This is a genomic window from Mesorhizobium sp. B4-1-4, assembly GCF_006439395.2.
Classification (GTDB): domain Bacteria; phylum Pseudomonadota; class Alphaproteobacteria; order Rhizobiales; family Rhizobiaceae; genus Mesorhizobium.
Genome location: NZ_CP083950.1, coordinates 5727589 through 5751919, shown reverse-complemented (window position 1 = coordinate 5751919; position 24331 = coordinate 5727589). Strand labels below are relative to the sequence as shown.

The following is a 24331-nucleotide window of genomic DNA, read 5'->3' as shown; positions in this document are numbered from 1 at the left end:
CCACTTGCTTACCTTGGCAAGCATCTTTATGAGTTTACGGCCCAGACCACGCCTTGTAGATTGAACACATGGCGCTCAAACGTATGGACAACATAGGCATCGTCGTCGATGACCTCGAAGAGACGATTGCTTTCTTTCTCGAGCTCGGCCTTGAGCTCGAAGGGCGGGCCACGATCGAAGGAGAATGGTCCGGACGTGTCACTGGGCTGGGCGATCAGCACGTCGAGGTTGCCATGATGCGCACGCCGGACGGCCACGGCCGGCTTGAGCTCTCCCGCTTCCTCACGCCGCCTGCCATCGCGGATCATCGCAACGCCCCGGTCAACGCTCTCGGCTACCTCCGCGTCATGTTCGCCGTGGATGACATCGACGACACGCTTGAAAGGCTCCGCAATCGCGGCGCGCAGCTCGTAGGCGAAGTCGTCCAGTACAAAGACGTCTATCGGCTCTGCTACATTCGTGGGCCCGAAGGGCTTCTCATCGGACTCGCCCAAGAACTCAACTGAGCGCGATACGACGATAATGACGAAGGGCCTGCGAGCGGGGCCGGCTACCCCCTGAGGATCAGGATCGAGCGCGAAGGATCGCGACGCCCCGCCACGCATATCCGCCATTGTCGAGACTCATGTTTGATGTGAAACTCCCGGCGTCAGCATGGAGGAGGCCCAAAATGTCCAACACTTTCAAGACCGGAGACGTCGTCAGGCTGAAGTCGGGAGGTCCGAAGATGACGGTCAGCGACGGCGCGGCTTCCGGCACGTATATGTGCCATTGGTTCAACCGTGAGGGCGATGTCTGGACCCCGCAACATGCGGGCTTCAAAGCGGACCAGCTGGTGGCCGCCGACCAATCCACATAATCCCAGCCCGACCGCCACCAACAATAGTGGCCTTGCCTGGCGTGGATTCAGATCGCGTCGGGCGCCGTGATACGGCGACCGTTCCAACACCGACCGCCACTGCCGACAAATCGGAACAGGCGGCACAGGCGACCGACGGATTTCTCTCGCCGCGGCGTTTAACGCTTGAAGCGTGACCATGGCACGGGCCGTGGCCGACGCCCCAACCGGAGACGCCAGAGCATGATACGCCGTTCGATCCTTGCCGCTGCCTTGAGCCTGTCGACCGTGGCAGCTTTTGCCCAGACGGCGACGCAGCCCCCTGCTCCCGCTCCTGCCATACCGCCGGCTGTCGCGCCCAAGGCCAAGTCCGACCTTACGCTGGCCAAGTTCCAGAAGCGGCGGGAGAAGGCGATCATGGCCGCCGACACGGATGGTGACGGCAAGATCAGCCTGCTGGAGTGGGAGGCCTTCCAGGCCAAGCGCAACATCAAGGGCGACCCCGCCAAATCCTTCTCGCGCATCGATTCGAACCATGACGGGTTCATCGATCGCGCCGAGCTCGACGCGTTCTTCGCCAAGCGCTTCGCCAGACTGGACAAGAATGGCGACGGCGTCCTCAAGGCCGACGAGATGCCAGGCCACAAATCCGCTCCCAAGCCGGAGCAATGACCAAGAGGCCATGACGCGTGATGAACATCGGGAGTACGCCGGCAGATGAGCCCCGATCCGGACGAGGAGTTGGTCCGTCGGGTCGGGGCCGGCGATCCCGCGGCGGTGCGGACGCTTGTCGCGCGCAAGCTGCCGCGCATCCTGTCGCTGGCCGCTCGCATGCTGGGCGACACGGCGGAGGCCGAGGATGTCGCCCAGGAAACCTTCGTGCGGATCTGGCGTCATGCCTCGAGCTGGCGGCGCGGCAGTGCACGCTTCGACACCTGGATCCACCGGGTGACGCTCAACCTTTGCTACGACCGGCTGCGCCGGCGCCGCGAATGGGTGACCAACGATTTGCCGGACGTGGCAGATCCGGCTCCGCTTCCCGATTCCCGGGAAGAGACGCATCGGGTCGAGCGCGCCTTGCAGGCGATCGCGCCACGCCAGCGCGAAGCGATTATCCTGGTCTACTATCAGGAGATGTCCAATATCGAAGCGGCCGCGACCCTGGAGATCAGCATCGATGCCCTGGAGAGCCTGCTTTCGCGCGGCCGGCGGGCCCTGCAGGCGATTCTGGCCAAGGATAGCGTCCATGACTGACAAAGGCGCGACCATGGATGCGGAACATTCATCGCGCTTTGCGGGCGTCCGGTGGGGGCCGGTCGCTGTCGTTTCCAACCCGCGTGGGCACACGGCGCCAAGGGGCAAGGGGAAAGCAAATGACTGAAGACATCGAAGACGGCCCGGCAATGGATGCCAAGCGTTTCGCGGCGCTGGCCGAAGCCTATGGCGGCGATTTGCGTCGCTGGCCGGAAGCGGAGCGCGAAGCCGCCGCGGCCTTTGCTCCAAGCGAGGCGGGCCAAGCCATTTCGCGACATGCCGGCACACTCGACACCCTGCTCGACAGCTACAGCGTCCAGCCCCCCGGCAAGGCGCTGCACGGCAGCATCCTGCGCGTCGCCGACCGGCACCTTGTCCAGCGGCGGCGTCAGCGGTTCTGGTGGCTGGGCTTGGGACTTACCGGCATCGGCCTGGCCGGTGCGGTGGCCGGATTGGCCCTAGTGACCGTCGTCACACCCGAAGCCCAGCCCGACCACTACGTGCTCGACGCCAATGCGACGGCCTTCGGCGATGCGGGCGCGGATGCCGACAATGGCGAGGAAAATCTATGAGTACGCGTTGGGTCCGCCGCCTTGTCATCGTCTCGGTTGTGCTGAACGTCTTTCTTGCAGGCGCATTTATCAGCGGTGCGGCGTGGCTGAGAAATGCCAGGGCAGGCGCGGGCTACTCGCTGGAAACGGCCGGCGGAAGGCTTCCGGAACAGGACCGCAAGGCATTCCGCAAGGCGCTGCGCCAGGTCCGCATGGAATCCCGCCAGGTCATTCTGGACGGTCAGCAGGCCAGGCAGGAGGCTGCCGACCTGTTGCAGCAGCCCGTCGTGAATACGGCGGCTTTGTCCGCCGCCCTGGAGCGGGCGCGCAACGCCGACTTGACGGTACGTACGCGACTTGAACAGGCCATCGTCGATTTTGCGGCGAATACATCGCCCCAGAATCGAAGCCTCCTGGCGACAGCGCTGCTGCGCCACGTGCAACGGGCGGCCAGCGCGCCAAAAAAATCGCCATGAAGATCGACGGAAAAAGCCTCCGGCGCCGTTTAACGAATTGAAGGGTCAAGCCTGTCCGGCCCCTTGTTGCGGGCCGGACATCTTCAACTCGAAGCACTCGGAGTTCAATGATGAACCGTCTGATAAAATATGCCGCCGCCGCCGGCCTTGCCGTTAGCGGGACATTCGCTACCGCCGCCACCTCCAACGCCATGCCGATCGTATCCGTCACCCAACCGGGGGTGCCCGCACTGGTAGAGCATGTCCGCTGGGGCTGTGGGATCGGCTGGCACCCGAACCGCTGGGGCCGTTGCGTTCCGAACCGTGTCGTGGTGCGGCCGCACTATGTGCATGGCCCATTCTACGTCTGGCACCCGCATCGCCACTGGCATCGCTGGCACCGCTGGTAGGCGGTTCTGGGCCAGGCGCAAATGCCTGGCCCCCTCCACCGGTGACGCCGGATGGGTTTGACCGGAGCCCGCATGGCCACATGCGCTCCGAAAGATGGAGGGTTCAGCTTGGCTGTTCCGGGCCCAGAAACCACGCAAGACGAGATCCTGGTTGCGTTCAATCGTTTTGGACTGGGCGCGCGACCGGGAGGCCGTGACAAACTTGCCGGCGATCCCCGCGCCGCCTTGAGGGCTGAACTCAAGGCGCCCGACATTGCCCTGATATCGCTCGACGATCCTGCCCATGCGGGACTGAAGGGAAGCACCTCAGCCATCCAGGCCAGCATGGCGGCAACGATGCAGCGCAAGCTCGAGCGCAATCTCATGGCAGAGCGGACGGCCAAAGCCGATGCATCGCAGATGACCGATGCATCGCAGATGCCACCAGCACAGCCCTCCGCAAAGCCGGCGGTGCCGAGGGTCGAGGCTGAACTGTTCCGGGCCGAGGCCAAGGCGCGACTCGACAAAGCTCTGCAAGCCGAGGTCGGCTTCGTCGAACGTCTTGTCTATTTCTGGTCTAACCATTTCTGTGTCTCGGCGGCAAAGGGGCCGATCGTGCGGGCCAGCGCCGGCGCCTTCGAGCGGGAAGCGATCCGTCCCTTCGTGCTCGGCCGTTTCGCCGATATGCTGATGGCGGTCGAGCGGCATCCGGCGATGCTGTTCTATCTCGACAACCAGCAGTCGATCGGCCCGGACTCCCGCGCCGGCAGGAAGCGCCAGCGCGGTCTCAACGAGAACCTCGCCCGCGAAATCCTGGAACTGCACACGCTGGGTGTCGGCAGCGGTTACACGCAAGCCGATGTCACCAGCTTCGCCCGCATCCTGACCGGCTGGATGATGGCCGGACGGGAAGGACGGCTTGGCGAGCCCGGCAGTTCGGTCTTCAACGCCAACGCACATGAGCCTGGCGACGCGGTGCTGTTGGGCAAGACCTATCCAGCCGCCGGCATGGGCCAGGCCGAGGCCGCGCTCAGCGACATCGCCCGCCATCCGGCGACGGCGCAGCACATCGCCACCAACCTCGCCCGACACTTCATATCGGACGAGCCGCCACCGGCGGCGGTCGCGCGTCTCGCCAAGGTGTTCACCAGGAGCGATGGCAATCTCAGGGCATTGGCGGCGACGCTCATCGACATGCCCGAGGCGTGGTCGATGCCCTTGACCAAGATGCGTTCGCCCTTCGACTACGTCGCCGCTATCCGCAGAGCAGCCGGCCCCGGTCCGGCGAACGCCCCCGGCCAGTCGCTCAGATGGCTGAACGCGCTGGGCGAGCCGCTCTGGCAGCCGCCGGGACCGAACGGCTTCTCCGACCAGACAGACAGCTGGGCGTCGGCCGAAGGCATGAAGATCCGCCTCGACATCGCCTGGCAGGCGGCCGGCCAGGTCAACGACATCGGCAATCCCAACGACATGCTCGACGCCATCATCGGGCCCTCCGCCTCGCCGGAGACACGGCAAGCGGTCGCCCGCGCCGAATCCAGGCAACAGGGCCTGGCGCTGCTGCTGATGGCGCCCGAATTCCAGCGACGATAGCGCCAGCGCGGACAACTCCCATGGAGACAAAGTCATGAGCCTGCTGTGTGAAACACCTCATCCTTCCCGCCGCGCCGTGCTGATGACCGGCGGCGCGCTGTTCGCCTGGGCCTATCTGCCCCGCTTCGCCCGTGCCGCCGACAACCGCGACCCGCGCCTGATCGTCATCGTGCTGCGCGGCGCGCTCGACGGCCTGTCGGCCGTCGGCCCGGTCGGCGATCCAGACTATGCCGGCCTGCACGGCGACATCGCGCTGTCGCTCACCGGCCCGCACGCGGCGCTGCCGCTCGATGGTTTCTTCGCGGTCAATCCGGCGATGCCGGTGTTCGCGCGGCTGTTCAGGGATAAGCAGGCTGCGGTGGTGCATGCGGCCGCGACAGGCTACCGCGAACGCTCGCATTTCGACGGGCAGGATGTGCTGGAAAGCGGCTATGCCGGTCCAGGCCATGTCGCCACCGGATGGCTCAACCGGGCGCTCGAGAGCCTGCCGGCCGGCGACCGCGTCGCGACGCTCGGCGGGTTGGCCGTCGGGCCTTCGACACCGCTGGTGATCCGCGGTGCGGCTCCGGTGCTCGGTTGGGCGCCGCAATCCTTGCCGGCTCCGGCCCGTGACCTAGCGGCACGGGTGCTCGACCTCTATCAGCATCGCGATCCCGCGCTGGCGGTGGCCTTGCAAAAAGGTCTTGATGCCGACCGCATGGCGCTCGACGACCAGATGGGTGCCAAGGCGATAAACCCGAAGGGCGGCCTCGACAGCGCCGCCGGCATGCGGCAGGCCGCACAAGGTGCCGCCAAGCTGATCGCGGCCGATGACGGACCGCGGGTCGCCGCCCTGGCCTTCGACGGCTGGGACACGCATGTCAATGAGGGCGGCGCGACCGGCCGGCTTGCCACCTTGCTCGGTGGCCTCGACGGCGCGTTCGAGGAATTCGAGAAGGGGCTTGGCGAGCGCTGGAAGGACACTGCGATCGTCGCCATCACCGAGTTCGGGCGCACGGCGCAGATTAACGGCACGGTCGGCACCGATCACGGCACCGGCACGGTGGTGCTGCTCGCGGGCGGCGCGATCAAGGGCGGTCGCGTCATCGCCGACTGGCCGGGATTGAAGCCGGCTCAGCTCTATGAGCAACGCGATCTTGCACCGACTAGCGATGTCAGAGGGGTCCTGAAGGGCCTGCTCGCCGACCAATTCGGTCTTTCCGCCGCCGTGCTTTCTGACAAGGTGTTTCCGGAGTCGTCGGCAGTGAAGCCAATGCGGGATCTCGTTACGTGATCGCTGCATAAAATCCCGCTCCGTTCCCGGAGCGGTTCGCAGCATGGCCGATCACATTTTCGTCAACGATCGGCGTCGAGCGACGCCGCGATCCCGCGCGGCGTAGTCTCGCGTCACTGGCGGTCAGGCGGCCTCGACGTCGACGATAGGTATATCTTCTCCACGCACCATTTTGGTCACGCCGGCGAAGTCGAGCTTGCCGGAGCCGAGTACCGGCACTTTCTGGACCACGCGCACCTCGGCGGGCACCATCAGGTCCATGGCGCCATTCGCCTTGGCGAAGTTCAGGAACTCGGCGCGCGTGGCATCTGGCGCCTCGGTGATGAGAATGAGCTTCTCGCCCTTGCGCACATCCGGCACGGAAGCGACGGCCGACAGCAAGCCTTTCCACAATTCACCCGCCAGCACCTCGACGGCGGCGAGCGAGATCATCTCGCCGCCGATCTTGGCGAAACGCTTGGCGCGGCCGCGAATGGTGATGAAGTCCCCCTCGTCGATGGAGACGACGTCGCCGGTGTCATGCCAGCCGTCCGGGAGAGGTTCGAGCACGCCCGGCTTCTCGGCGCGCAGATAGCCCGCCATGACGTTTGGTCCACGTACATAGAGCCGCCCGCCATCGTCGACTCCAGGCACCGGATCAAGACGATACTCCATACCAGGCATGATTTTGCCGACGGTGCCGGAACGGTTGTACATCGGCGTGTTGATGGAGATCACCGGCGCGGTCTCGGTAACGCCATAGCCTTCAAGGATGCGCACGCCGAACTTTTCCATATAGGTCATGCGCGTCGATGCCTTGACCGGTTCTGCGCCGGCAAAGCAATAGCGTATCGAACGGAAATCGTACGGGTGCGCGGTGCGGGCATAGCCGCTGAGGAACGTATCGGTGCCGAAGATGATCGTTGCGTTCGATGCGTAAATCAGTTCCGGCACGATGCGGTAGTGCAGCGGCGACGGATAGAAAAAGATCGGCACGCCCGAGATCAGCGGCAGCACCGTACCGGCCGTCATGCCGAAGGAATGGAAGATCGGCAGGACGTTGAACACCTTGTCGCCCGAGTGGAAATCGATACGGGATGCGGCCTGCGCGGCATTGGCCAGGATGTTGCGGTGGGTGAGCACCACGCCCTTTGGCGTGCCTTCCGACCCGGAGGTGAACAGGATCACCGCCGGGTCGGTGGCCTTGCGGGCAACGCGCGGCGTGCTCTTGCGCAACAGGCCGAGCAGTTTTTCCTTGAGGCCGATGGTGGCGCGCAGGTCATCCAGCCAGACAATGTCGACCGACCGGCCCATCTCCTCGACCACGGCGCCAAGCTTGGCCTGTTCGACGAAGGCACGCGAGGTCAGCACCGTGCGCACCTCGGCCGCCTTGCAGGCCGACAGGATGTTGGCCGCACCGGCGGTGAAGTTGATCATCGCCGCCACCTTGCCCGCCGAAATCACGCCAAGCAGCGTGGCGCAAGAGCCGTTGGCGTTGGGCAGCATGATGCCGAGCGTCCGCTGGCCGGCATAGAGCGTCTCGAATTTCTCGCCAAGCACGGCCGCCGCCGTCAGCAGCTTGCCATAGCTCAGCGAGCCGGTGACGGGGTCCTGCACGGCGAGCCGTTTCATGCCGCGTTCGTTCGCCGTCAAAATGATCTTTTCCAGCACCGTCCTGTCGATATCCTGGGTACGAAAGACGAGATCCGACATGACCTGATAAAGTGCCGCACCGGCCGCGGCGCGGCGCTGGCGGCCTTTCACTTCCGGCGGCACTTCAAGCTTGACCGGCTCCAGTATGGTTACCTTGACCTTCGGAAACAGGCGACGGCGCACGTGCTGCGACGTCAGCCGCGAGAACGGGCTTTTCTCCAGCCCTTCAATGCGGATCGGCACCACCATCGAGCCGGTCTTATCGGCCACCATGGCGGCGCCGTCATAGACCTTCATCAAGCCGCCGGTGACGGTGATACGGCCTTCGGGGAAGATGACCAGCGGATCGCCATTCTGCACGATCTTGATCAGCGTGCGGGTCGACATCGGCTTGGCCGGATTGAGCGGCAGCGCGCGGGTCAGTTTCAGGAAAGGCTTCATCCACCAGGCCTGCGCGATGGTGTAGTCGATGGCGAAGACCGGTTCTTCATCCGTCAGCGTCAACGCCAACGGGCCATCGAGGAAGCTGACATGGTTGAGCGCCAGGATGGGTGCCTTGCCGGCCGCCTTGAGGTTTTCCATCCCCTCGATCTCCAGGCGGTGGAAGGCGCGGAAGAGGATGGAGACGAAGTCGCGAAACGGATTCGTCGGCAAGAATTTCAGCATCAGCCAGGCAGCGACCGCGTTGGCCGCGACGAGGCCTAACAGAATGCCTCCAGTGGAAACGCCCGCGGCCTGGATCGCGGCGACGAGTATGCCGCCCACGGTCATGAAGCCGGCATTGACGATGCTGACGGCGGCGACGACGCGGGCGCGGCGCGCCTCGGGCGCCCAGGCTTGCACGGCGGCGAAGGTCGGCACCACGAGAAAGGCTGCTGAGATGGCCATGCCGGCGAGGTCGATGGCGACATGGATAGTGTTTGGCCCGGCGAAGAACATGGCAAGGGTCTCGGCCCTCGGCGACGGCTGCATGCTCCAGATGACCCGGGCCAGATCGAGGCCGAACAGTGCAAGCAGCGCCGTGCCGACCGGGGCCGGCAAGAGCACGACACGTCCCTGCGACATCCATGCGGCAATGGCCGAACCGATAGCGATCGAGACGGCGAACACGGCGAGGTAGGCGGTGACGGCGATTTCTCCGCCGCCGAGCGAATCCTTGACCAGCGTCGGCAGGATCGAAAGGATGATGGCTCCGATCAGCCAGAACCAGGAGGTCATCAGGCCGGCGCGCCAGATGCGTGTATCGGTGCGCAATTCGCTGACCTGGCGCCAGGTCGAGCGAAAGATGTTCCTGTCGATGACAAGGCTGGGAGCAGCCGAACCCGTCGAAGGGATGTAGCGGCTGACGAACCAGCAGCCGACTGCCAGGATCATCATGATCGGCCCGAAGATCCAGACGCCGATGCCATCAGCCGAGACGACCCCGCCGGCGATGGTGCCGCCGAGGATGGCGGCGAAGGTCGCCGACTCGATCCAGGCATTGGCGCGCGGCAATTCCTTGCGCTCGAGATGATCCGGCAGGATGCCGTACTTGATCGGTCCGAACAGCGCCGAGATGATGCCGAACATGAGCAACGCCGTCATCAGCACCGGGACCGAAGACAGCGCGATACCAATGACGGCGACTGCAGCGGCGGCGATCTCGGCGAATTTCAGCCGGCGGGCGATCAGGGCCTTATCGAAGCGGTCGGCGATCTCGCCGCCCAAGGCCGACAGGAGCAGGAAAGGAGCCATGAACACGGCTCCAGCAAGCGTGACCAGCGAGGCCGCCTGGTCAGCGGCCAAGGTGAAGAGGATCAGAAAAACCAGCGTGTTCTTGAGGAAATTGTCGTTGAACGCGGACAGCAACTGCGTCCAGAACAGAGGCGCAAAGCGCCGCGACAACATGAGATGAGTGTTCATGGCGGTTTCCATTTGGCGGACCCTACGGCTGTGCGCCGACAGGCCCTGCGGGTTGCAGGCGCTGTTTCATTCCCAGTGATATCAGTGAGCTGGTTAAACTTCCTTATTGCGCATGGTGCTCATACGTGGCTTCGGCAGCCGGTGTTTGAAGCGACTGATAAGCGACTTGCCCGCTGCACAAATGCAAAGCTGTTTCCGCATGTCGACCTCCCATTTATGAACAGTGTTCACAAGAGGGCAACATATCACGTTTTGAACATCGTTCAAGCGAAAAATGAACGGCGTTCACGAACCCGAAGAGAGTCGACGGTTGGATTGCAAAATCCTGCCGGATTGAGCGCCGCCAGGCGGAATTCTGACGCAAGCTGCTGTTACATCAGTGAATTGGCCCGGTGACGTCGGCGTGGCACCGTTAGCACGCCTCAATCGACGGGATTTTGATCCAAGGTCGCCACCGTCTTCAGTGCGCCGTCGAGCATGTCGCCTTTTTCGTCCTTCAAGGCGGCCTCACGCAAACGGCGGATCCAGTCGGCGGCGTCGGTACGGCCCTCGAGCATGGGAAGCGCCGACAGCACGCGGTCGAATTTCGACTGGGCGCGGAGATGGGTGTCGCTGTAGCCCTTGATCAGCCGGCGGCAGTTGAGGATTTCGACGGCCAGTGCGTAGTCGGCCGGCACGTAACCAAGCGCCAGCGTGTACCAGCGATCGAGATGCGCCGCCTCGACCCTGTGGCGCAGCAGGCCGCGACGCCAGCGGCGCAGGCCGCCGATGAACCACAGCGCGGCAAAGCCGGCAAAGCTGTCGGTGCGGATGCGCCGGCCATGATTGATGCGACGGTCGAGGAAAGCGGCGAGTTTCGGCCGGTTCTCGATGTAGCTGCCCAAACTTGCCGGCAAAGTACCGCAGAACTCCTCGATGCGGGGATGGAAATATTCGGTCACCTGCAGGATCGAGCCATCCTTGACGCCGACCTCCTTGCGCACCCTCCTGTCACGTGTTGAGCGCGTTTTCAGGTCGGCGACACGGATCATGTCATCGTAGCACATTGCATTGGCCAGATGCTTGGCGGCGGCGATGGACATCGCATAGGCATGGTCGGCGCTGTCCAGCGCGACGGCCTTGTCCAGCCGGTCAAGATACTCGTCGCCATAGGCGATGTCCTGATAGTCGACGACCTTCCTCAGTCCCCTGAGCGCCATGTCGCGCACCGCCAGGGGCATCAGGTCGATACGGGCGGCGAGCGCCTGCCAGCCCTGCAGCAAGTTTCGCGGGCCACTGACCCGCCCAGCCCCCAAAGCGGATTCGACAATCGCCGGCTCAGCCGGCTTTGGCGCCGGCGCCGCCGTGCCGCGCGCACGATCAAACGCGGCACCGAAGGCGGCGAGGCTCGCCTTGACGCCGCGACCACCGGCACCGACCGCCTGTTCATAGCTTTCGCGCGCGAACGGCAGCGCGTCCGACCCGGCCAGCGCGCCAAGCAGGCTGGCCGAGATCATCGAACCGTTCTCGGCGGCAATCTTCTCCATGTCGAAGGCGATGAAGCGCTTCGATGCGGCTTCAGCCGACGCATGCACCTTGGAAGACGAGGCCCGGCCGTCGCCCGGCTCGATCTTTTCCGATACGGCGGCGATGCGGTGCGACGAGGCGATCAGCGTCGTGCGCTCGGGCGTGACGAAGCCCCTGATGATGGCGCGGCCGGCTTCCATCAGTTCGGCGGCGATCAGGATGTCGACATCGCCCTGCGAAGGCGACAGCGCGAACACCGGCAGCCGGCCAGTGTCGCGAGCCATTTCGATATAATAGATCGTGGCGCCGGTGCGCTGGGCGACGCCGGCGACCGAAGTCGATTGCGCGACGTAGCCATTGCGTTCGGCAACGTCGGTGATCCAGTCGGCCAGCACGCCGCCGCCCTGCCCGCCAACCGCCAGCACGGCCAGCTTGATGACGCGTTCGTCTTCGGTGGCGCCCGCCTTCGGGCGCAGGGGTGGGGCCTGGTCAAGCATCGGCGAAGGTCAGGCGCCGGCTTTCGCGGCGGCGCTGCAACAGATTGATCGCGGCACGGCGCGCGGATTCCACGAACCGGTCCCAGCGGCTGGGGTTGTGCACGACATCAGCGCGGTAGAAGGATGGGCAGAGCACCGCGGCGTCCGCGACCTCGCCGCAATTGCCGCAGCCGACGCAGTTCTGGTCGATGCTGGCGACCGGATCGTCGCGCAGCGGATCATCGAGCGACTTCACCGACAGCGACGGGCAACCGGACAGCCGCATGCAGGCATGGTCGCCGGTGCAGATGTCCTCGTCGACGCCGAACTTCGGCTTCACCACGCGCTCGCCGCCCTTGATCGCCTTGTCGACCAGCGGCTTTTCGCGGCGCTGCCGATTGAGCATGCATTCGGAGGAAGCGACGATGACCTTCGGCCCCTTCTCCTCCGTCGTCAGCGCTTCGCGCAACGTGTCCTGCATCTTGCCGACATCGTAGGTGCGGTCGACATGGCGCAGCCATTTGACGCCCATCCCCTTCACCGCCTCGGTGATCGGATGCTTGGTCGACTTGGTCTTGTTGCCGGCGCGCGATGACAGAATGTCCTGCCCGCCGGTCGCGGCGGAATAGAAATTGTCGACGATGACGATCACGCCGTCATTCTTGTTGAAGACCGCATTGCCGATCGAGGAGGTCAGGCCGTTGTGCCAGAAGCCGCCGTCGCCGACGAAGGAGATCGAGCGGCGCTTGGCATCGGGCGAATTGAACGCCGAGGCCGAGGCCGGCCCCAGCCCATAGCCCATGGTGGTGGCGCCGAGTTCAAAGGGCGGCATGATCGAGAACAAATGGCAGCCGATGTCGGAGGCGATGTGATGCTTGCCGAGTTCCTGCTCGACCAGCTTGGTGGCGGCAAAGATCGGCCGCTCCGGGCAGCCGATGCAGAAGCCCGGCGGACGACCCGGCACGACGTTGATCAGATCAGCGGTGTCGACCCCCTCGCCGACCTTGTTGGGCGCACGCACCTCACCCGGCAGCAAATGCGGCGCCTCGGCGCGCAGGAAGGCGCCGATGCCGTCGAGCATGACCTGGCCGGTATACTCGCCGGCCATCGGCAGATGCTCCTTGCCGACCAGCCTGGTGCCGCGCCCGGCCTTATGCAGCATCGCGGCAAACGCCTGTTCGATGTAGTTGGGCTGGCCTTCCTCGACGACCAGCACGGCCTGCTTGCCTTCGCAGAAGGACAGGAACTCATCGTCGATCAGCGGATAGACGGCATTGAGCACATAGAGCGGCACGTCCGTCTCGCCATAGGTATCCGCGAGGCCGAGACGCTGCAGGGCGCGGACGACGGAATTATACATGCCGCCCTGCATGACGATGCCGACTGAGCCATGATCCGAGCCGAAGAATTCGTTGATCTTGTTCTTGGCGATGAACTCCACCGCCGCCGGCCAGCGCTTCGCCACCTTCTCCTTCTCGTGCAGGAAGGAGGCGGGCGGCAGAACGATGCGGCCGGTGTCGCGGCGCGGGGCCGAAAGCGCGTCGGCCACGCTCATCGGCGGGCGCTTGTTGTCCTTGGCGATAAAATGGCCGTGGACATGGCAGCAGCGGATGCGCACCTGCAGCATGACCGGCGTGTTGGAGACCTCGGACAGTTCGAAGCCGTCTTCCACCGCCTTGACGATCGACGGCAGGTTGGGACGCGGGTCGAGCAGCCAGACCTGGCTCTTCATGGCGAAGGCGTGGCTGCGTTCCTGCATGATCGAGGAGCCCTCGCCATAGTCCTCGCCGACGATGATCAACGCGCCGCCGGTGACGCCGCCGGACGCGAGATTGGCGAGCGCGTCGGAGGCGACATTGGTGCCGACGGTCGACTTGAAGGTCGCGGCACCCCGGATCGGATAATGTACGGATGCTGCCAGCATGGCGGTGGCGGTCGCTTCCGACGCACTGGCCTCGAAATGCACGCCGAGCTCGCCCAGAATGTCCTGCGCATCGGCCAGCACGTCCATCAGATGGCTGATCGGCGCGCCCTGGTAGCCGCCGACATAGCCGACGCCGCATTGCAGCAGCGCCTTGGTGATGGCGAGGATGCCCTCGCCAGCGAATTCCTCGCCGGCGCCGAGCCTGAGTTTTTCGACTTCCTTGGCAAAAGACCGTTCGGCCATCTCTGCCTCCTTCCGTTGCCGCCCAAACCCGCGGCGGGTAATCTAGAGTCCCTGTTTATGCATGTCGTTTCCCCAAAACCGGGTCCACTTTTGGGCGACATGCATCAGATGTCGTGCTTGCGAATGTTCTTCAGCATCTTCTGCAGCGTCGCGATCAATGCGGCGTATTCGGCATCGTCGACATCGTCGAACATCGCCTCGAACGCATCATGCATGGCCGGCCAGGCGCGGGTAAACTCGGCCCGGCCCTCGTCGGTGAGGAACACGTGGCGGATACGGCTGTCGGCGACCCCCTGCTCGCGCCGTACGAAGCCCTGGCCCTCCAGCGTGTCGAGCGTGCGGCTCAAGGTCGACTGCTCGATGACGGTGTAGACCGAAAGATCGTTGACGGTGAGACCGTCCGTAACTGACAGCACGGCCAGCGTGCGCACCTGCGGAATGGTCAGGCCCTGCTTGCGGAAATCGTCGCGCAAGGTGGCGTTGTAGCGGCCCATGATGCGGTTCATCAGATAGGGCGCGAATTGCTGCAGTCCGATCTGGCCGAGCGTCGAAATGCGCTGGCGCCTTTCTGGAAGCTTCTGTTCCATCACAGCCTCCCCGCCAGGAGAAAGCCGGAGCCGCCGCCAAGGCCGGCGCCCGGATGGGTCGAGGCGCCGATATGGTAGAGGTTTTTGATACCGGTCTGATTGTTGCGGCTGGTCTTGAACGGCCGCCACAGGAACGATTGGTCGATGGTGGACGAACCGCCATAGGGGTCACCGCCGACCAGATTGATGTTCATGGCTTCGAGATCGGCCGGCGAATAGGCACGGCGCGCGATGACGCCGTCCCTGAAGCCGTCAATATGGTTGGCGAGAATCGCCTCAGTGCGGTCGGCATAGGCCTCGCGCAACTCGGCGGTCCACTGCCCGTCGGCCGGCGTCTGCAGCTTGCCGGCGGCATCGCCCTTGATGTGGCGCGGCGCCTCGGGCAGTTGTAGCCACAGGATCGCCTTGCCCTCGGGGCAGCGCGACGGGTCGAGCGCGTGCGGCTGGCCGACACAGATGGTCGGCACCTCGGGAAGCATGCCGCGCGCCGCCTCGTTGCAGGCTTTCGAGACGCCATCCAGGCCCGGCGTCAGGTGCAGCAGCGCCACCTTGTCCAGCCCTTCACCGCGCCACGCCGGCGGCTTGTCGAGGGCGTAATGGATCTGGAAATTGCCTTTGCCGTAGCGGTATTTCTTCGTCGCCTCGACATCGCCCTTGGGTGCCTCGGTTCCAAGCAGCCGGCCGTAAAGCTGCGTCGGCGTGACCGAGCAGATAACGCTCTTTTTCGCATGGACCGTCTCGCCCGAGGCCAGCCGCACGCCGGTGGCGCGGCCGCCGGCCAGGATGATGGAGGCAACGTCGGATTCTGTGGAAATGACGCCGCCGCGCTCGATGATAAGCGCCTCGAAAGCCGACAGCAGGTTCTTCGCCCCACCCTTGACGATCGGCGCGCCTGCCGCCTCCAGCGCGAAGGCGATTACCTTGGCGATCTGACCGGAAAAGGCATCTTCCGGGCCGAGCCCGGCATGCAGCACCCAGGGCGCCCAGAACGCACGTATGGTTTCGGACCGGTAAGTGCTTTCCAGCCAGCCGCGCGCCGGCACCAGGGCCTCACCAAGGAAGGCGGCAAGGCCGCGCGGACCGCGCCGCCAGGCGTCGCCCGCCAGCAGCTTTGCCGTCGGATAGGACCACAAGCTGCCGCCGAGCAGGCCAAACAACAGGCCTGCATTGCGCTCGATGCCGCCGACATCCTCGGCATGCCGGTCGCCATCACCCGCGGCGATTGCGTTGAGTGCCGCGACATTGGCGGCGCGGTCGGTGCTGAGCACCGCATGGCTGCCGTCCGGCCGCAGCACGCCGGTCGGCGTTACCGCGTGGCAGAACTCCAAGCCGTGCCGCGCAAGGTCAGCACCAAGCGCCGCGAAGGCTGGCGAAGTGATGAACAGCACGAAGGTCGTCGCCATCACATCGTGGATGAAGCCGGGCGCGGTGATCTCCTCGGTGCGCATGCAGCCGCCGATGCGGTCGTTGCGTTCCAGCACGAGCACCTTCGCCCCCTTGCCGCCAAGCATCGCCGCGCACACCAGCGCGTTGATGCCACTGCCGACGATGATGTGATCGGGGGAGGTCATCGACGGTTCTCTGGGGAGCGGGATTTAGGAGGGCAAGGTAGCGTTCCTTCGCGCCCCCCTCTGTCCTGCCGGACATCTCCCCCACGAGGGGGGAGATTGGGCGTCGCGACCGCTTTCGTCAGTCTCCAACGTCGCTGGGACAAGTGAGGCGCCAGAGCTGCCAATCTCCCCCCTCGTGGGGGAGATGTCCGGCAGGACAGAGGGGGGCGCCGTAGGCGGCTAGCCTCGCCAGGCTGGCGCCCTCTTGCTGCCATGACATTATCACCCGCGCGCATGATCTTCTCCCGAAGACCCCTCGCTCTACTTTCCCGATACCAGCGCCAGAGCGCGGATCGGGCTGCCGGTGCCGTGCTCGATCTTGAGCGGTGCGGCGATCAGGATCGCGCCCTTCGGCGGCAGTTGATCGAGATTGCAGAGGCTGGCGAGCCCATAGCGGTTGGCCTTGTGCATCAGGCTGTGGGCAGGGAATGGCGGCTCCATGCCGCCGGCCTTGCCGGCATCGGTGCCGATGGTCTCCGAGCCCCAGCCCTTGATGTCCTTGCTGATCAGATACTGGATGGCCTCGGCGGTCGGGCCGGGCGTGTGCGGACCGGTGTCGTCGGCATTGAGGAATTCGGCTTCCGAACCGTTGCGCTTATACCAGTCGGTGCGCATCACCACCCATTCGCCCGGGTTGATGGCGCCATGGTCGGCTTCCCAGGCCTTGATATGGTCGACCGTGAGCAGGAAGTCGTGATCGGCGGCGGCTTCCCCGGAGCAGTCGATGACATTGACCGGGCCGACGAAGTTCTGCGCCGGAATGGTGTCGGTGGCGCCGTCGGCATAATCCTTGCCGGTGATCCAGTGCTTGGGCGCATCGAAATGCGTGCCGGAATGTTCGCCGAGCTTCAGCCAGTTCCAGGCCCACCACGGGCCGTTCTTGTCATAGGCGGAGATGGTGTGGATCTCGACCTTCGGCGTGTCGACGGCGAGTTCCGGTGGCAGCTTGATCAACGGCGTGTCGGGTCCGAGCGGCGCCGACAGGTCGACTACCTTGATGGCGCCCGAAAGCAGCTGGCCGGCGACCTCGCCGAGGAGTTTTTGCGTGTCCATGGTCTCTGTTCCCTCTTTCTTGATGGTGCTGGAGGCTCGTGTCGGCCCTTAATATCCTACTAGACGAAAACATATGCATCTGCAATTATCTTTAAGCATAAAGGAAATGGGAACGGGGCGTGAGCGAGTTCGACGCCATCTTTGTCGGGGCGGGCCACAACAGTCTGGCATGCGCCGCGCATCTGGCGCTCAAAGGCTGGAAAACCGGCGTTTTCGAACGCAACGCGGCGGTCGGCGGCGCCGTCCAGACCGGCGAATTCACCCTTCCCGGTTTCCGCCACGATTTCGGGGCGATGAATCTGAGCCTGTTTGCCGGCTCGGCCTTCCACCGGAAATATGCAAATGAATTGAAAGCGCAAGGGTTGGAGTTCGCGCGGGTCGCCGACTGTTTCGCCAGCGCCTTCCCGGACGGACGCTGGTTCGGCGTCAGCAACGACCTGGAGAAAACAGCCGCGCGCATGGCTGCCTTCTCCGCCGCCGATGCCGCGACATGGCGCAGGCTGGTCGCGGCCTTCCCGGCCGAAGCCGAGCATCTGTTCCGGCTGCTCGGCTCGCCGATGAGTGCCCGCGCGCTTGCCGGTACGGCCTGGAACCTGTGGCGCAGGAAAGGCATGTCCGGCGCGCTCGATACGGGTCGCCTGCTGCTGTCATCGTCGCGCGCCTGGCTCGAGGAAAATTTCGAGTCGCCGCATGTGCGTGCAACACTCGCCACCTGGGGGATGCATCTCGACTTCGCGCCCGACATCGCAGGCGGCGCCGTGTTCCCCTATCTGGAATCGATGGCCAACCAGAGCTTCGGCATGGTGCTGGGCAAGGGCGGCGCCGACACCATTGTCCGCGCCTTGTCGGGCATGGTGACGTCAGCCGGCGGCAAGATCGTCACCGGGGCCGAGGTGGCCGAGATCACGGTTTCCGGCGGCAAGGCGACCGGCGTGCGGCTGGCCTCCGGTAAGAGCCATACGGCGACCAGGGCGGTCATCGCGGGCGTTGCGCCCAGGGCACTGACGGGCAAGTTGCTGTCCGGCGGTTCGGGCGACGCCGGCTTCGATACGGCGATGAAAAAGTTCCGCCATGCGCCGGGCACGATGATGATCCATCTGGCGCTCGACGACCTGCCCGACTGGCGCGCCGGGGCGGAGCTTCGGCAGTTCGCCTATGTCCATCTGTCGCCCTCGCTCGACGCCATGTCGCGCACTTATCAGCAGGCGATCGCGGGCATGCTGCCGGACGAACCGGTGCTGGTCGTCGGCCAGCCGACCGCGATCGACCCGTCGCGCGCGCCCGCGGGCAAGCATGTGCTGTGGGTGCAGGTGCGCATGCTGCCCGCCGAAATCCTGGGTGATGCTTCGGCCACGATCGCGGCCGCGCATTGGGATCAGGTCAAGGAAGCCTATGCTGACCGCATGCTCGACATCATCGAGACCTATGCGCCTGGCCTGCGCGCGAAAATCCTTGGCCGGGCTGTGTTCTCACCCATCGACCTCGAGCGCGAGAACCCGAACCTGGTCGGCGGCGACCAGGTCTGCGGCAGCCATCATCTGGCGCAGAACTTCCTGTTCCGGCCGGCGCGCGGCTATGCCGGCTGGAACACGCCGGTCAATAATCTGCATCTAACGGGCGCCGCGACGTGGCCGGGCGCAGGCACGGGCGCGGCCTCGGGCTTCATGCTCGCGCAACAGCTTGGCGGGAGGTAGGCACCGACGATTTTGTCGAGGTGACGAGAGGCAAGGCGCTGCTGCCCACGAAGCCTGAACCAATGAACGGACAGTGCCGCGCAAAGACAATAACCAACAAGGGGAACGACCATGACAATCAACAGACGCGAATTGCTCGGATACAGTGCCGCGGCACTCGGTGTGGCCGCTGTCGGCCTGCCAAACCTCGTCAAGGCCGCCGCCGGCGAATTGACCATCGCCTACAACGTGAACCTGCCCTCCTGGGACCCGACCACCGGCCCATCGGCCGTCAATCCGACCATCCAGGGCCTCTACCAGTCGGTGTTCGACCAGTTCATCCCGCAGAAGCCGGACCTGTCTTTCGCGCCCGGCCTGCTGACCGAATGGGGCTGGAGCGACGACCGCACCAAGGTGATGATGACGGTGCGCGAGGGCGTGAAATGGCACGACGGCTCACCGTTCACGCCCGAGGACGTCGTCTGGTCGCTGCAGCGGGCGGGCGATGAGAAGACCGGCAACCCGATCCAGTTCGTCTGGAAGAACGTCAACAACTTCAAGATCGACGGCAACAAGATCACCGGCAACGTCGTGCAGTTCGACCCGGTCTATTTCAAATGGATGTCGTTCCTCACCGGCTACATCATGCCGAAGGCCTATTACGAGAAGGTCGGCGCGGAAGGCTTCGAGAAGGCGCCGATCGGCACCGGGCCCTACATGGTGGACAAGTTCGAACGCAACGCCTTCCTGCGGCTCAAGGCCAATCCGAACTATTGGGGCCCCAAGCCGGCCTTCGAGAATGTGACGATCAAATTCGTCACCGACGCGGCGAGCCGCGTCGCTGAAGTCGAGTCCGGCTCTTCGCAGGTGACGCTCGAAATCCCCTATGAGGAATACGACCGGCTGATCGCCAAGGACGGGCTCGCCGGCTCTATCAAGAACGTTTCCGACATCGGCATGATCTTCTTCAACGACATCGAGGCGATGCTGGACAAGAATGTCCGCCAGGCGGCCGTGATGGCGGTGGACAAGGAGCTTCTGGTCAAGCGGCTGCTACGCGGCTACGGCCAGCCGCTCGCCACACTGGAAACGCCAGAATACGCAGCCTTCGATCCGTCGATCAAGGTCGAGCACAACCCGGACAAGGCCAAGGAACTGCTGGCCGCTTCCGGTTATTCGCCGGACAAGCCGGTAAAGTTCACGATCCAGACCACCAAGGGTTTCAAGCCCAAGGACTATGAGATGATCCAGGCGATCGTCGGCATGTGGCGCAAGGTCGGCATCGAGGCGACGATCGAGGTCTACGAGATCGCCAAGCATTACGAACTGCGCGCCGCAGACAAGCTGGCGCCGGCCGCCTTCTACAACTGGGGCAACGCCATCGGCGACCCGACCACGTCGACCGGCTTTGCCATGTATGGCCCGAGCCCGCATTCGGTTTGGGACAGCCAGGACCTGATCGACATGATCAACCCGCTGTGGGGCGAAAAGGACGAGGCCAAGCGCATCGCCGGCTGGAAAGCGGTCGACAAGTACATCGCCGAGCAAGCCTATGTGCTGCCGCTGATGCAGTACGCGCAGCCGATCGTGCATGCCAAGGGCGTCAAGGTGGTCCAGCATATTTCCGGCGCGCTGCTTCCGGCCCTGATGACCCCGGCCTGACATCAGCCCTGAATTACCGCGCGCCGTCACCAATGACGGCGCGCATTTTCCATCGGGAATACGAGCCACGGGCTCCTGCAAAGATTTACATGCTCCTGCAAAGATTCCTGATCCGTCTTGCAACGATGCTGATCACGCTGTTCGGCGTGGCCGTCGTCGTGTTCGTCGTGATCCGTGTCGCGCCCGGCGACCCGATCGCGATGATGCTGCCGCCGGGCGCCACCGATGCCGACATCGCCCGGCTGCGCGCGCTATACGGGCTCGACAAGACGATCGTGCAGCAGTTCTTCATCTGGCTGTCCGGTGTTGTCAGGGGCGATTTCGGCACCTCGATCTCGCTCAGGCAAGATGTGCTCGGTCTCGTCTTCAACCGGCTGCCGGCAACGCTGGAGTTGGCCATCCTCGCCCTTGTCATGGCGGTGGCGCTCGGCGGCACGACCGCGATCCTCGGCGCGCGCGAACGCGGCACGGCGGTCGAGGCCGGCATCGACATCGCCAGCGGCGCGGCGCTGTCCATTCCCGACTTCCTGTGGGGCCTTGTGCTGATCCTGCTGTTCGGCGTTCTGGTGCCGATCTTCGACATTTCCGGCCGCGTGTCGCCACAGCTCGACCTGCCCTTCGTCACCCAGTTCTACCTGTTCGAGAGCCTGCTTCGGCTGCGCTTCGACCTGACCTGGGATCTCCTGAAACACATGCTGATGCCGGCGGTTGCGCTGGCGCTGCCGCTGGCGGCGATCATCTCGCAACTGTTGAAACAGTCGCTGAAGGAAGTGCTCGACCTCGACTATGTCGTGCTGGCACGGGTCAAGGGATTTTCGGAAACGCAGGTCATCCTGCGCGAGGCACTGAAGAACGCCGCTTTGCCGACGCTGACCTTAGTCGGCGTGCAATTCACTTTCCTCATCGGCGGCACCGTCATTGTTGAGCGGCTGTTCTCCTACGAGGGACTCGGCAACATGGCGATCGATGCCGTCATCAACCGCGACCTGCCGCTGATCCAGGGCATCGTGCTGGTCTTCGCGCTGCTCTTCGTGCTGATCAACCTTGCCGTCGACTTGATGTACGCGCTGCTCAATCCGAGGCTGCGCCATGGATAAGGCACGCGCCTCAAGACGCAGACTGAGCCCCAGGCTGTGGCTCGCCGGCGGTTGGCTGCTGCTGGCGCTGCTAGCCGCGATCTTCGCGCCATTGGTCGCGCCGCAGGATCCGCTGGCGCAGGACCTGATGCTGGAGCGGCTGCCGCCCTTCTGGCTCGACGGCGCCGAGCCCGGCTATTGGCTGGGCACCGACAGCCTCGGCCGCGACCTGCTCTCCCGGCTGATCTTCGGCGGCCGCATCGCCTTCATCGTCGCCTTCGCCGCCGCGATCGCCGCCTGTCTGGTCGGCTCGACGCTTGGGCTGATCGCGGGCTATTTCGGTGGCTGGGCCGACCGCGTCATCTCGCGCATCGTGGATGTCTGGATGGCGTTTCCGCCGGTGCTCTTCGCCATCCTGCTGGTCGCGGTGCTGGGCACAGGCCTCGGTTCCGTCATCCTCGCCATCGCCATCATCGACTGGACGCGCTTCTGCCGGGTGATCCGCGCCGAGGCGATGGGCCAGTCGCGCATGGATTATGTCGAGAACGCCCGCATCGCCGGCTATGGCCGCATCGGCATCATGCTGCGCGAGGTGCTGCCCAATGTGGTGCCATCGATCGTCGCGCTGCTGTCGCTGGAAATGGGCATTGCCGTGATCGTCGAAGCGATCCTGTCCTTTGTCAATTTGTCGATCTCGACCGACGATCCGACCTGGGGCGGCATCATCGCCGAGGGGCGGCTGTCGATCCATCAGGCCTGGTGGGTGCTGGTGTTCCCGCTGATCACGCTGATCCTCACCGTCTTGTCGTTCAGCCAGTTCGGCGAAGCGCTGAAGACGCGCTTCGATCCGGTGCTGCGATGAGCGCCTGCCTCGACATCGCCGATCTCAGCGCGGTGCTGCCGAACGGCCAGCGCGTGCTGCGCTCGGTGTCGCTTGCCGTGCAGCCCGGCGAGGTGCGTGCATTGGTCGGCGAGAGCGGCGCCGGCAAGACCATGATCGGCAAGGCGGTGCTCGGCGTCTTGCCGTCGAGCGTGCGCATTGTCGAAGGCGATATGAGGCTCGAGGGCGAAGACCTCGGCAAACTCCGGCCCAAGGCACGGCGCACGCTGATCGGCGCGCGCACGGCGCTGATCCCGCAGGACCCGCTGACCGCGCTCAATCCATCGCGCCGCATCGGCCCACAGATGACCGACCGGCTGGTGCGCATTCTGGGCTGGAGCGGCGAGAGGGCCGACAGCCGCACCCGCCAATTGCTTGACCAGGTGCAGATCCGCGACCCGGAGCGCGTGCTGAGAAGCTATCCGCACGAGCTTTCCGGCGGCATGCGCCAGCGCGTTTTGATCGCCGCCGCCTTCGCCGCCGAGCCACGGCTGATCGTCGCCGACGAGCCGACCACGGCGCTCGACGTCACCGTGCAGAAGCAGATCCTGCGGCTGATCGCTGAGTTGCAGCGCGAGCATGGCACGGCGATCCTGTTCGTCACCCACGATCTCGGGGTCGTCGCCAAGATCAGCCAGAAGGTCTCGGTTCTTTACGCCGGCAAAGTGGTCGAGGAAGCCGAGACGGCTGCGCTCTTCGCGGCACCGCGGCACCCCTATACGCGCGCGCTGATGGCGGCGACGCCGCGCTACACCGACCCGCTCGCTTCGTTGAAGCCGGTGGACGAGACGGTGCTGGCAGGACTTGCCACCGAGATCGCGGCGGCGGACCAGACCTGGAGCTGTCCGCATGGCTGAGCCGCTGTTTTCCGTGCGCGGGCTGAAGGTGGCGCTGCCCGACATGACCCGCAAGCCGCTGATCGGCCGCGCGCCTTTGGCCGAGATCCTGAAAGGCCTGGACTTCGACCTGCCCAGGGGATCGGTGACCGGCATCGTCGGCGAGTCCGGTTCCGGCAAGTCGACGCTCGGCCGAGCGCTGGTCAGGCTGCTGGAACCCAGCGCCGGCAGCATCAGCTTCGATGGCCGCGATATCACTCATCTCTCTGAGGCTGAGCTAAGACCGTTGCGGCGCAACCTGCAGATGATCTTCCAGGATCCGATGTCGTCGCTCAACCCACGCCGCACCATTGCCAGCATTATCGCCGCGCCGCTCAAGCAGAATGGGCTTGGCGATAATCTGAAGAGCCGCGTCGCCCAGGCGCTCCAGCGGGTCGGCCTGCCGCAGAGTTTCGCCAGCCGCTACCGCCACGAATTGTCGGGCGGCCAGCGCCAGCGCGTCGGCATTGCGCGCGCGCTGGCGCTGTCGCCGAAATTCGTGCTGGCAGACGAGATCGTCTCCGGTCTCGACGTATCGACGCAGGCGCAGATCCTCACTTTGCTGGAGAAATTGGCAGTGGAGATGGGCCTGACGATCGCCTTCATCAGCCACGATCTTTCCGTCATCCGGCGGCTGTGCCGGCAAGTGATCGTCATGCGCGAAGGCAGGATCGTCGAAGCCAGCGCCACCGATGCCTTGTTCGACAATCCCCAGCAGGCCTACACGCGCGACCTCATCGCAGCCATTCCGCTGCCGGAAATCGATCTGGATTGGCTGAACATCCCGTCGGTCACGGCTCCGACATGAAAGGCATCGAGGCGCACAAAGGTCCGGTCGTTTCGATATGAAATTTTAAGCTTGAAATATCTAGCTTCAAG

Annotated in this window: 21 protein-coding genes; 15 read left to right on the top strand and 6 right to left on the bottom strand. The window is 64.7% G+C overall.

Annotation, left to right across the window (positions count from 1 at the left end):
- The first annotated feature begins 68 nt into the window (after window positions 1-68).
- The 9 genes from FJW03_RS27600 (at window position 69) to FJW03_RS27560 (ending at window position 6353) form a co-directional block, all read left to right on the top strand.
- Window positions 69-506 (top strand): VOC family protein, encoded by a 438-nt coding sequence (locus FJW03_RS27600; protein ID WP_140765108.1) that lies wholly within the window; start codon window positions 69-71, stop codon window positions 504-506.
- A gap of 164 nt (window positions 507-670) precedes the next feature.
- Complete coding sequence (locus FJW03_RS27595) at window positions 671-859, top strand: YodC family protein (protein WP_140765110.1); 189 nt, start codon at window positions 671-673, stop codon at window positions 857-859.
- A gap of 222 nt (window positions 860-1081) precedes the next feature.
- A complete protein-coding gene (locus FJW03_RS27590) occupies window positions 1082-1510 on the top strand; it encodes an EF-hand domain-containing protein (RefSeq protein WP_140765112.1) in 429 nt (142 codons plus the stop codon).
- Between the two features lie 45 nt (window positions 1511-1555).
- Complete coding sequence (locus FJW03_RS27585; RefSeq protein ID WP_140765114.1) at window positions 1556-2092, top strand: RNA polymerase sigma factor; 537 nt, start codon at window positions 1556-1558, stop codon at window positions 2090-2092.
- Window positions 2093-2211: 119 nt separating this feature from the next.
- Window positions 2212-2664 (top strand): hypothetical protein, encoded by a 453-nt coding sequence (locus FJW03_RS27580; protein ID WP_140613351.1) that lies wholly within the window; start codon window positions 2212-2214, stop codon window positions 2662-2664.
- Window positions 2661-3119, top strand: a complete 459-nt coding sequence (locus FJW03_RS27575; protein ID WP_140765116.1) for a periplasmic heavy metal sensor — start codon at window positions 2661-2663, stop codon at window positions 3117-3119. The genes FJW03_RS27580 and FJW03_RS27575 overlap by 4 nt, the downstream gene beginning before the upstream one ends.
- A gap of 110 nt (window positions 3120-3229) precedes the next feature.
- Window positions 3230-3508 (top strand): GCG_CRPN prefix-to-repeats domain-containing protein, encoded by a 279-nt coding sequence (locus FJW03_RS27570; RefSeq protein ID WP_140765118.1) that lies wholly within the window; start codon window positions 3230-3232, stop codon window positions 3506-3508.
- Window positions 3509-3616: 108 nt separating this feature from the next.
- Window positions 3617-5080 carry a DUF1800 domain-containing protein gene (locus FJW03_RS27565; protein ID WP_226890476.1) on the top strand — a complete coding sequence of 488 codons (1464 nt, stop codon included), beginning with the start codon at window positions 3617-3619 and terminating at the stop codon, window positions 5078-5080.
- 34 nt (window positions 5081-5114) lie between these two features.
- On the top strand, window positions 5115-6353 hold the full coding sequence (locus tag FJW03_RS27560; protein ID WP_140765122.1) for a DUF1501 domain-containing protein: 1239 nt from the start codon (window positions 5115-5117) through the stop codon (window positions 6351-6353).
- A 123-nt stretch (window positions 6354-6476) separates the two neighbouring features.
- On the opposite strand, the gene FJW03_RS27555 is transcribed toward FJW03_RS27560, so the two are convergent.
- From FJW03_RS27555 to FJW03_RS27530, 6 genes are all read right to left on the bottom strand, one after another.
- Window positions 6477-9887 carry an acyl-[ACP]--phospholipid O-acyltransferase gene (locus FJW03_RS27555; RefSeq protein ID WP_140765124.1) on the bottom strand — a complete coding sequence of 1137 codons (3411 nt, stop codon included), beginning with the start codon at window positions 9885-9887 and terminating at the stop codon, window positions 6477-6479.
- Window positions 9888-10309: 422 nt separating this feature from the next.
- Window positions 10310-11890: an indolepyruvate oxidoreductase subunit beta family protein gene (locus tag FJW03_RS27550; RefSeq protein WP_140765126.1), complete on the bottom strand. Its 1581-nt coding sequence runs from the start codon at window positions 11888-11890 to the stop codon at window positions 10310-10312.
- Window positions 11883-14036 carry an indolepyruvate ferredoxin oxidoreductase subunit alpha gene (locus tag FJW03_RS27545; RefSeq protein WP_140765128.1) on the bottom strand — a complete coding sequence of 718 codons (2154 nt, stop codon included), beginning with the start codon at window positions 14034-14036 and terminating at the stop codon, window positions 11883-11885. The genes FJW03_RS27550 and FJW03_RS27545 overlap by 8 nt, the downstream gene beginning before the upstream one ends.
- A 104-nt stretch (window positions 14037-14140) precedes the next feature.
- Window positions 14141-14623, bottom strand: a complete 483-nt coding sequence (locus FJW03_RS27540; RefSeq protein WP_140765130.1) for a MarR family winged helix-turn-helix transcriptional regulator — start codon at window positions 14621-14623, stop codon at window positions 14141-14143.
- Entirely contained in the window at window positions 14623-16194 is a 1572-nt protein-coding gene (locus FJW03_RS27535; RefSeq protein WP_140765132.1) for a phytoene desaturase family protein, read from the bottom strand. Before FJW03_RS27535 ends, FJW03_RS27540 begins: the two co-directional genes overlap by 1 nt.
- A 300-nt stretch (window positions 16195-16494) precedes the next feature.
- On the bottom strand, window positions 16495-17286 hold the full coding sequence (locus tag FJW03_RS27530) for a cyclase family protein (protein ID WP_140613360.1): 792 nt from the start codon (window positions 17284-17286) through the stop codon (window positions 16495-16497).
- Window positions 17287-17405: 119 nt separating this feature from the next.
- On the opposite strand from FJW03_RS27530, the gene FJW03_RS27525 reads away from it, so the two are divergent.
- The 6 genes from FJW03_RS27525 (at window position 17406) to FJW03_RS27500 (ending at window position 24260) form a co-directional block, all read left to right on the top strand.
- Complete coding sequence (locus FJW03_RS27525; RefSeq protein ID WP_140766475.1) at window positions 17406-18980, top strand: phytoene desaturase family protein; 1575 nt, start codon at window positions 17406-17408, stop codon at window positions 18978-18980.
- A 111-nt stretch (window positions 18981-19091) separates the two neighbouring features.
- On the top strand, window positions 19092-20621 hold the full coding sequence (locus FJW03_RS27520; protein ID WP_140766476.1) for an ABC transporter substrate-binding protein: 1530 nt from the start codon (window positions 19092-19094) through the stop codon (window positions 20619-20621).
- Window positions 20622-20710: 89 nt separating this feature from the next.
- Entirely contained in the window at window positions 20711-21718 is a 1008-nt protein-coding gene (locus tag FJW03_RS27515) for an ABC transporter permease (RefSeq protein ID WP_140766477.1), read from the top strand.
- Complete coding sequence (locus tag FJW03_RS27510) at window positions 21711-22559, top strand: ABC transporter permease (RefSeq protein ID WP_140766478.1); 849 nt, start codon at window positions 21711-21713, stop codon at window positions 22557-22559. Before FJW03_RS27515 ends, FJW03_RS27510 begins: the two co-directional genes overlap by 8 nt.
- Window positions 22556-23434 carry an ABC transporter ATP-binding protein gene (locus FJW03_RS27505; RefSeq protein WP_140766479.1) on the top strand — a complete coding sequence of 293 codons (879 nt, stop codon included), beginning with the start codon at window positions 22556-22558 and terminating at the stop codon, window positions 23432-23434. Before FJW03_RS27510 ends, FJW03_RS27505 begins: the two co-directional genes overlap by 4 nt.
- Window positions 23427-24260: an ATP-binding cassette domain-containing protein gene (locus FJW03_RS27500; protein ID WP_140766480.1), complete on the top strand. Its 834-nt coding sequence runs from the start codon at window positions 23427-23429 to the stop codon at window positions 24258-24260. The genes FJW03_RS27505 and FJW03_RS27500 overlap by 8 nt, the downstream gene beginning before the upstream one ends.
- The last annotated feature ends 71 nt before the right edge of the window (window positions 24261-24331 follow it).

Bases quoted from the DNA above. Each gene is read 5' to 3' on its own strand.
- FJW03_RS27560 (WP_140765122.1), top strand. From the start codon at position 5,115: ATGAGCCTGCTGTGTGAAACACCTCATCCTTCCCGCCGCGCCGTGCTG.
- FJW03_RS27545 (WP_140765128.1), bottom strand. From the start codon at position 14,036: ATGGCCGAACGGTCTTTTGCCAAGGAAGTCGAAAAACTCAGGCTCGGC.
- FJW03_RS27510 (WP_140766478.1), top strand. From the start codon at position 21,711: ATGGATAAGGCACGCGCCTCAAGACGCAGACTGAGCCCCAGGCTGTGG.
- FJW03_RS27595 (WP_140765110.1), top strand. From the start codon at position 671: ATGTCCAACACTTTCAAGACCGGAGACGTCGTCAGGCTGAAGTCGGGA.
- FJW03_RS27540 (WP_140765130.1), bottom strand. From the start codon at position 14,623: ATGGAACAGAAGCTTCCAGAAAGGCGCCAGCGCATTTCGACGCTCGGC.
- FJW03_RS27520 (WP_140766476.1), top strand. From the start codon at position 19,092: ATGACAATCAACAGACGCGAATTGCTCGGATACAGTGCCGCGGCACTC.
- FJW03_RS27570 (WP_140765118.1), top strand. From the start codon at position 3,230: ATGAACCGTCTGATAAAATATGCCGCCGCCGCCGGCCTTGCCGTTAGC.
- FJW03_RS27500 (WP_140766480.1), top strand. From the start codon at position 23,427: ATGGCTGAGCCGCTGTTTTCCGTGCGCGGGCTGAAGGTGGCGCTGCCC.
- FJW03_RS27555 (WP_140765124.1), bottom strand. From the start codon at position 9,887: ATGAACACTCATCTCATGTTGTCGCGGCGCTTTGCGCCTCTGTTCTGG.
- FJW03_RS27600 (WP_140765108.1), top strand. From the start codon at position 69: ATGGCGCTCAAACGTATGGACAACATAGGCATCGTCGTCGATGACCTC.
- FJW03_RS27530 (WP_140613360.1), bottom strand. From the start codon at position 17,286: ATGGACACGCAAAAACTCCTCGGCGAGGTCGCCGGCCAGCTGCTTTCG.
- FJW03_RS27590 (WP_140765112.1), top strand. From the start codon at position 1,082: ATGATACGCCGTTCGATCCTTGCCGCTGCCTTGAGCCTGTCGACCGTG.
- FJW03_RS27505 (WP_140766479.1), top strand. From the start codon at position 22,556: ATGAGCGCCTGCCTCGACATCGCCGATCTCAGCGCGGTGCTGCCGAAC.
- FJW03_RS27515 (WP_140766477.1), top strand. From the start codon at position 20,711: ATGCTCCTGCAAAGATTCCTGATCCGTCTTGCAACGATGCTGATCACG.
- FJW03_RS27575 (WP_140765116.1), top strand. From the start codon at position 2,661: ATGAGTACGCGTTGGGTCCGCCGCCTTGTCATCGTCTCGGTTGTGCTG.
- FJW03_RS27580 (WP_140613351.1), top strand. From the start codon at position 2,212: ATGACTGAAGACATCGAAGACGGCCCGGCAATGGATGCCAAGCGTTTC.
- FJW03_RS27550 (WP_140765126.1), bottom strand. From the start codon at position 11,890: ATGCTTGACCAGGCCCCACCCCTGCGCCCGAAGGCGGGCGCCACCGAA.
- FJW03_RS27535 (WP_140765132.1), bottom strand. From the start codon at position 16,194: ATGACCTCCCCCGATCACATCATCGTCGGCAGTGGCATCAACGCGCTG.
- FJW03_RS27585 (WP_140765114.1), top strand. From the start codon at position 1,556: ATGAGCCCCGATCCGGACGAGGAGTTGGTCCGTCGGGTCGGGGCCGGC.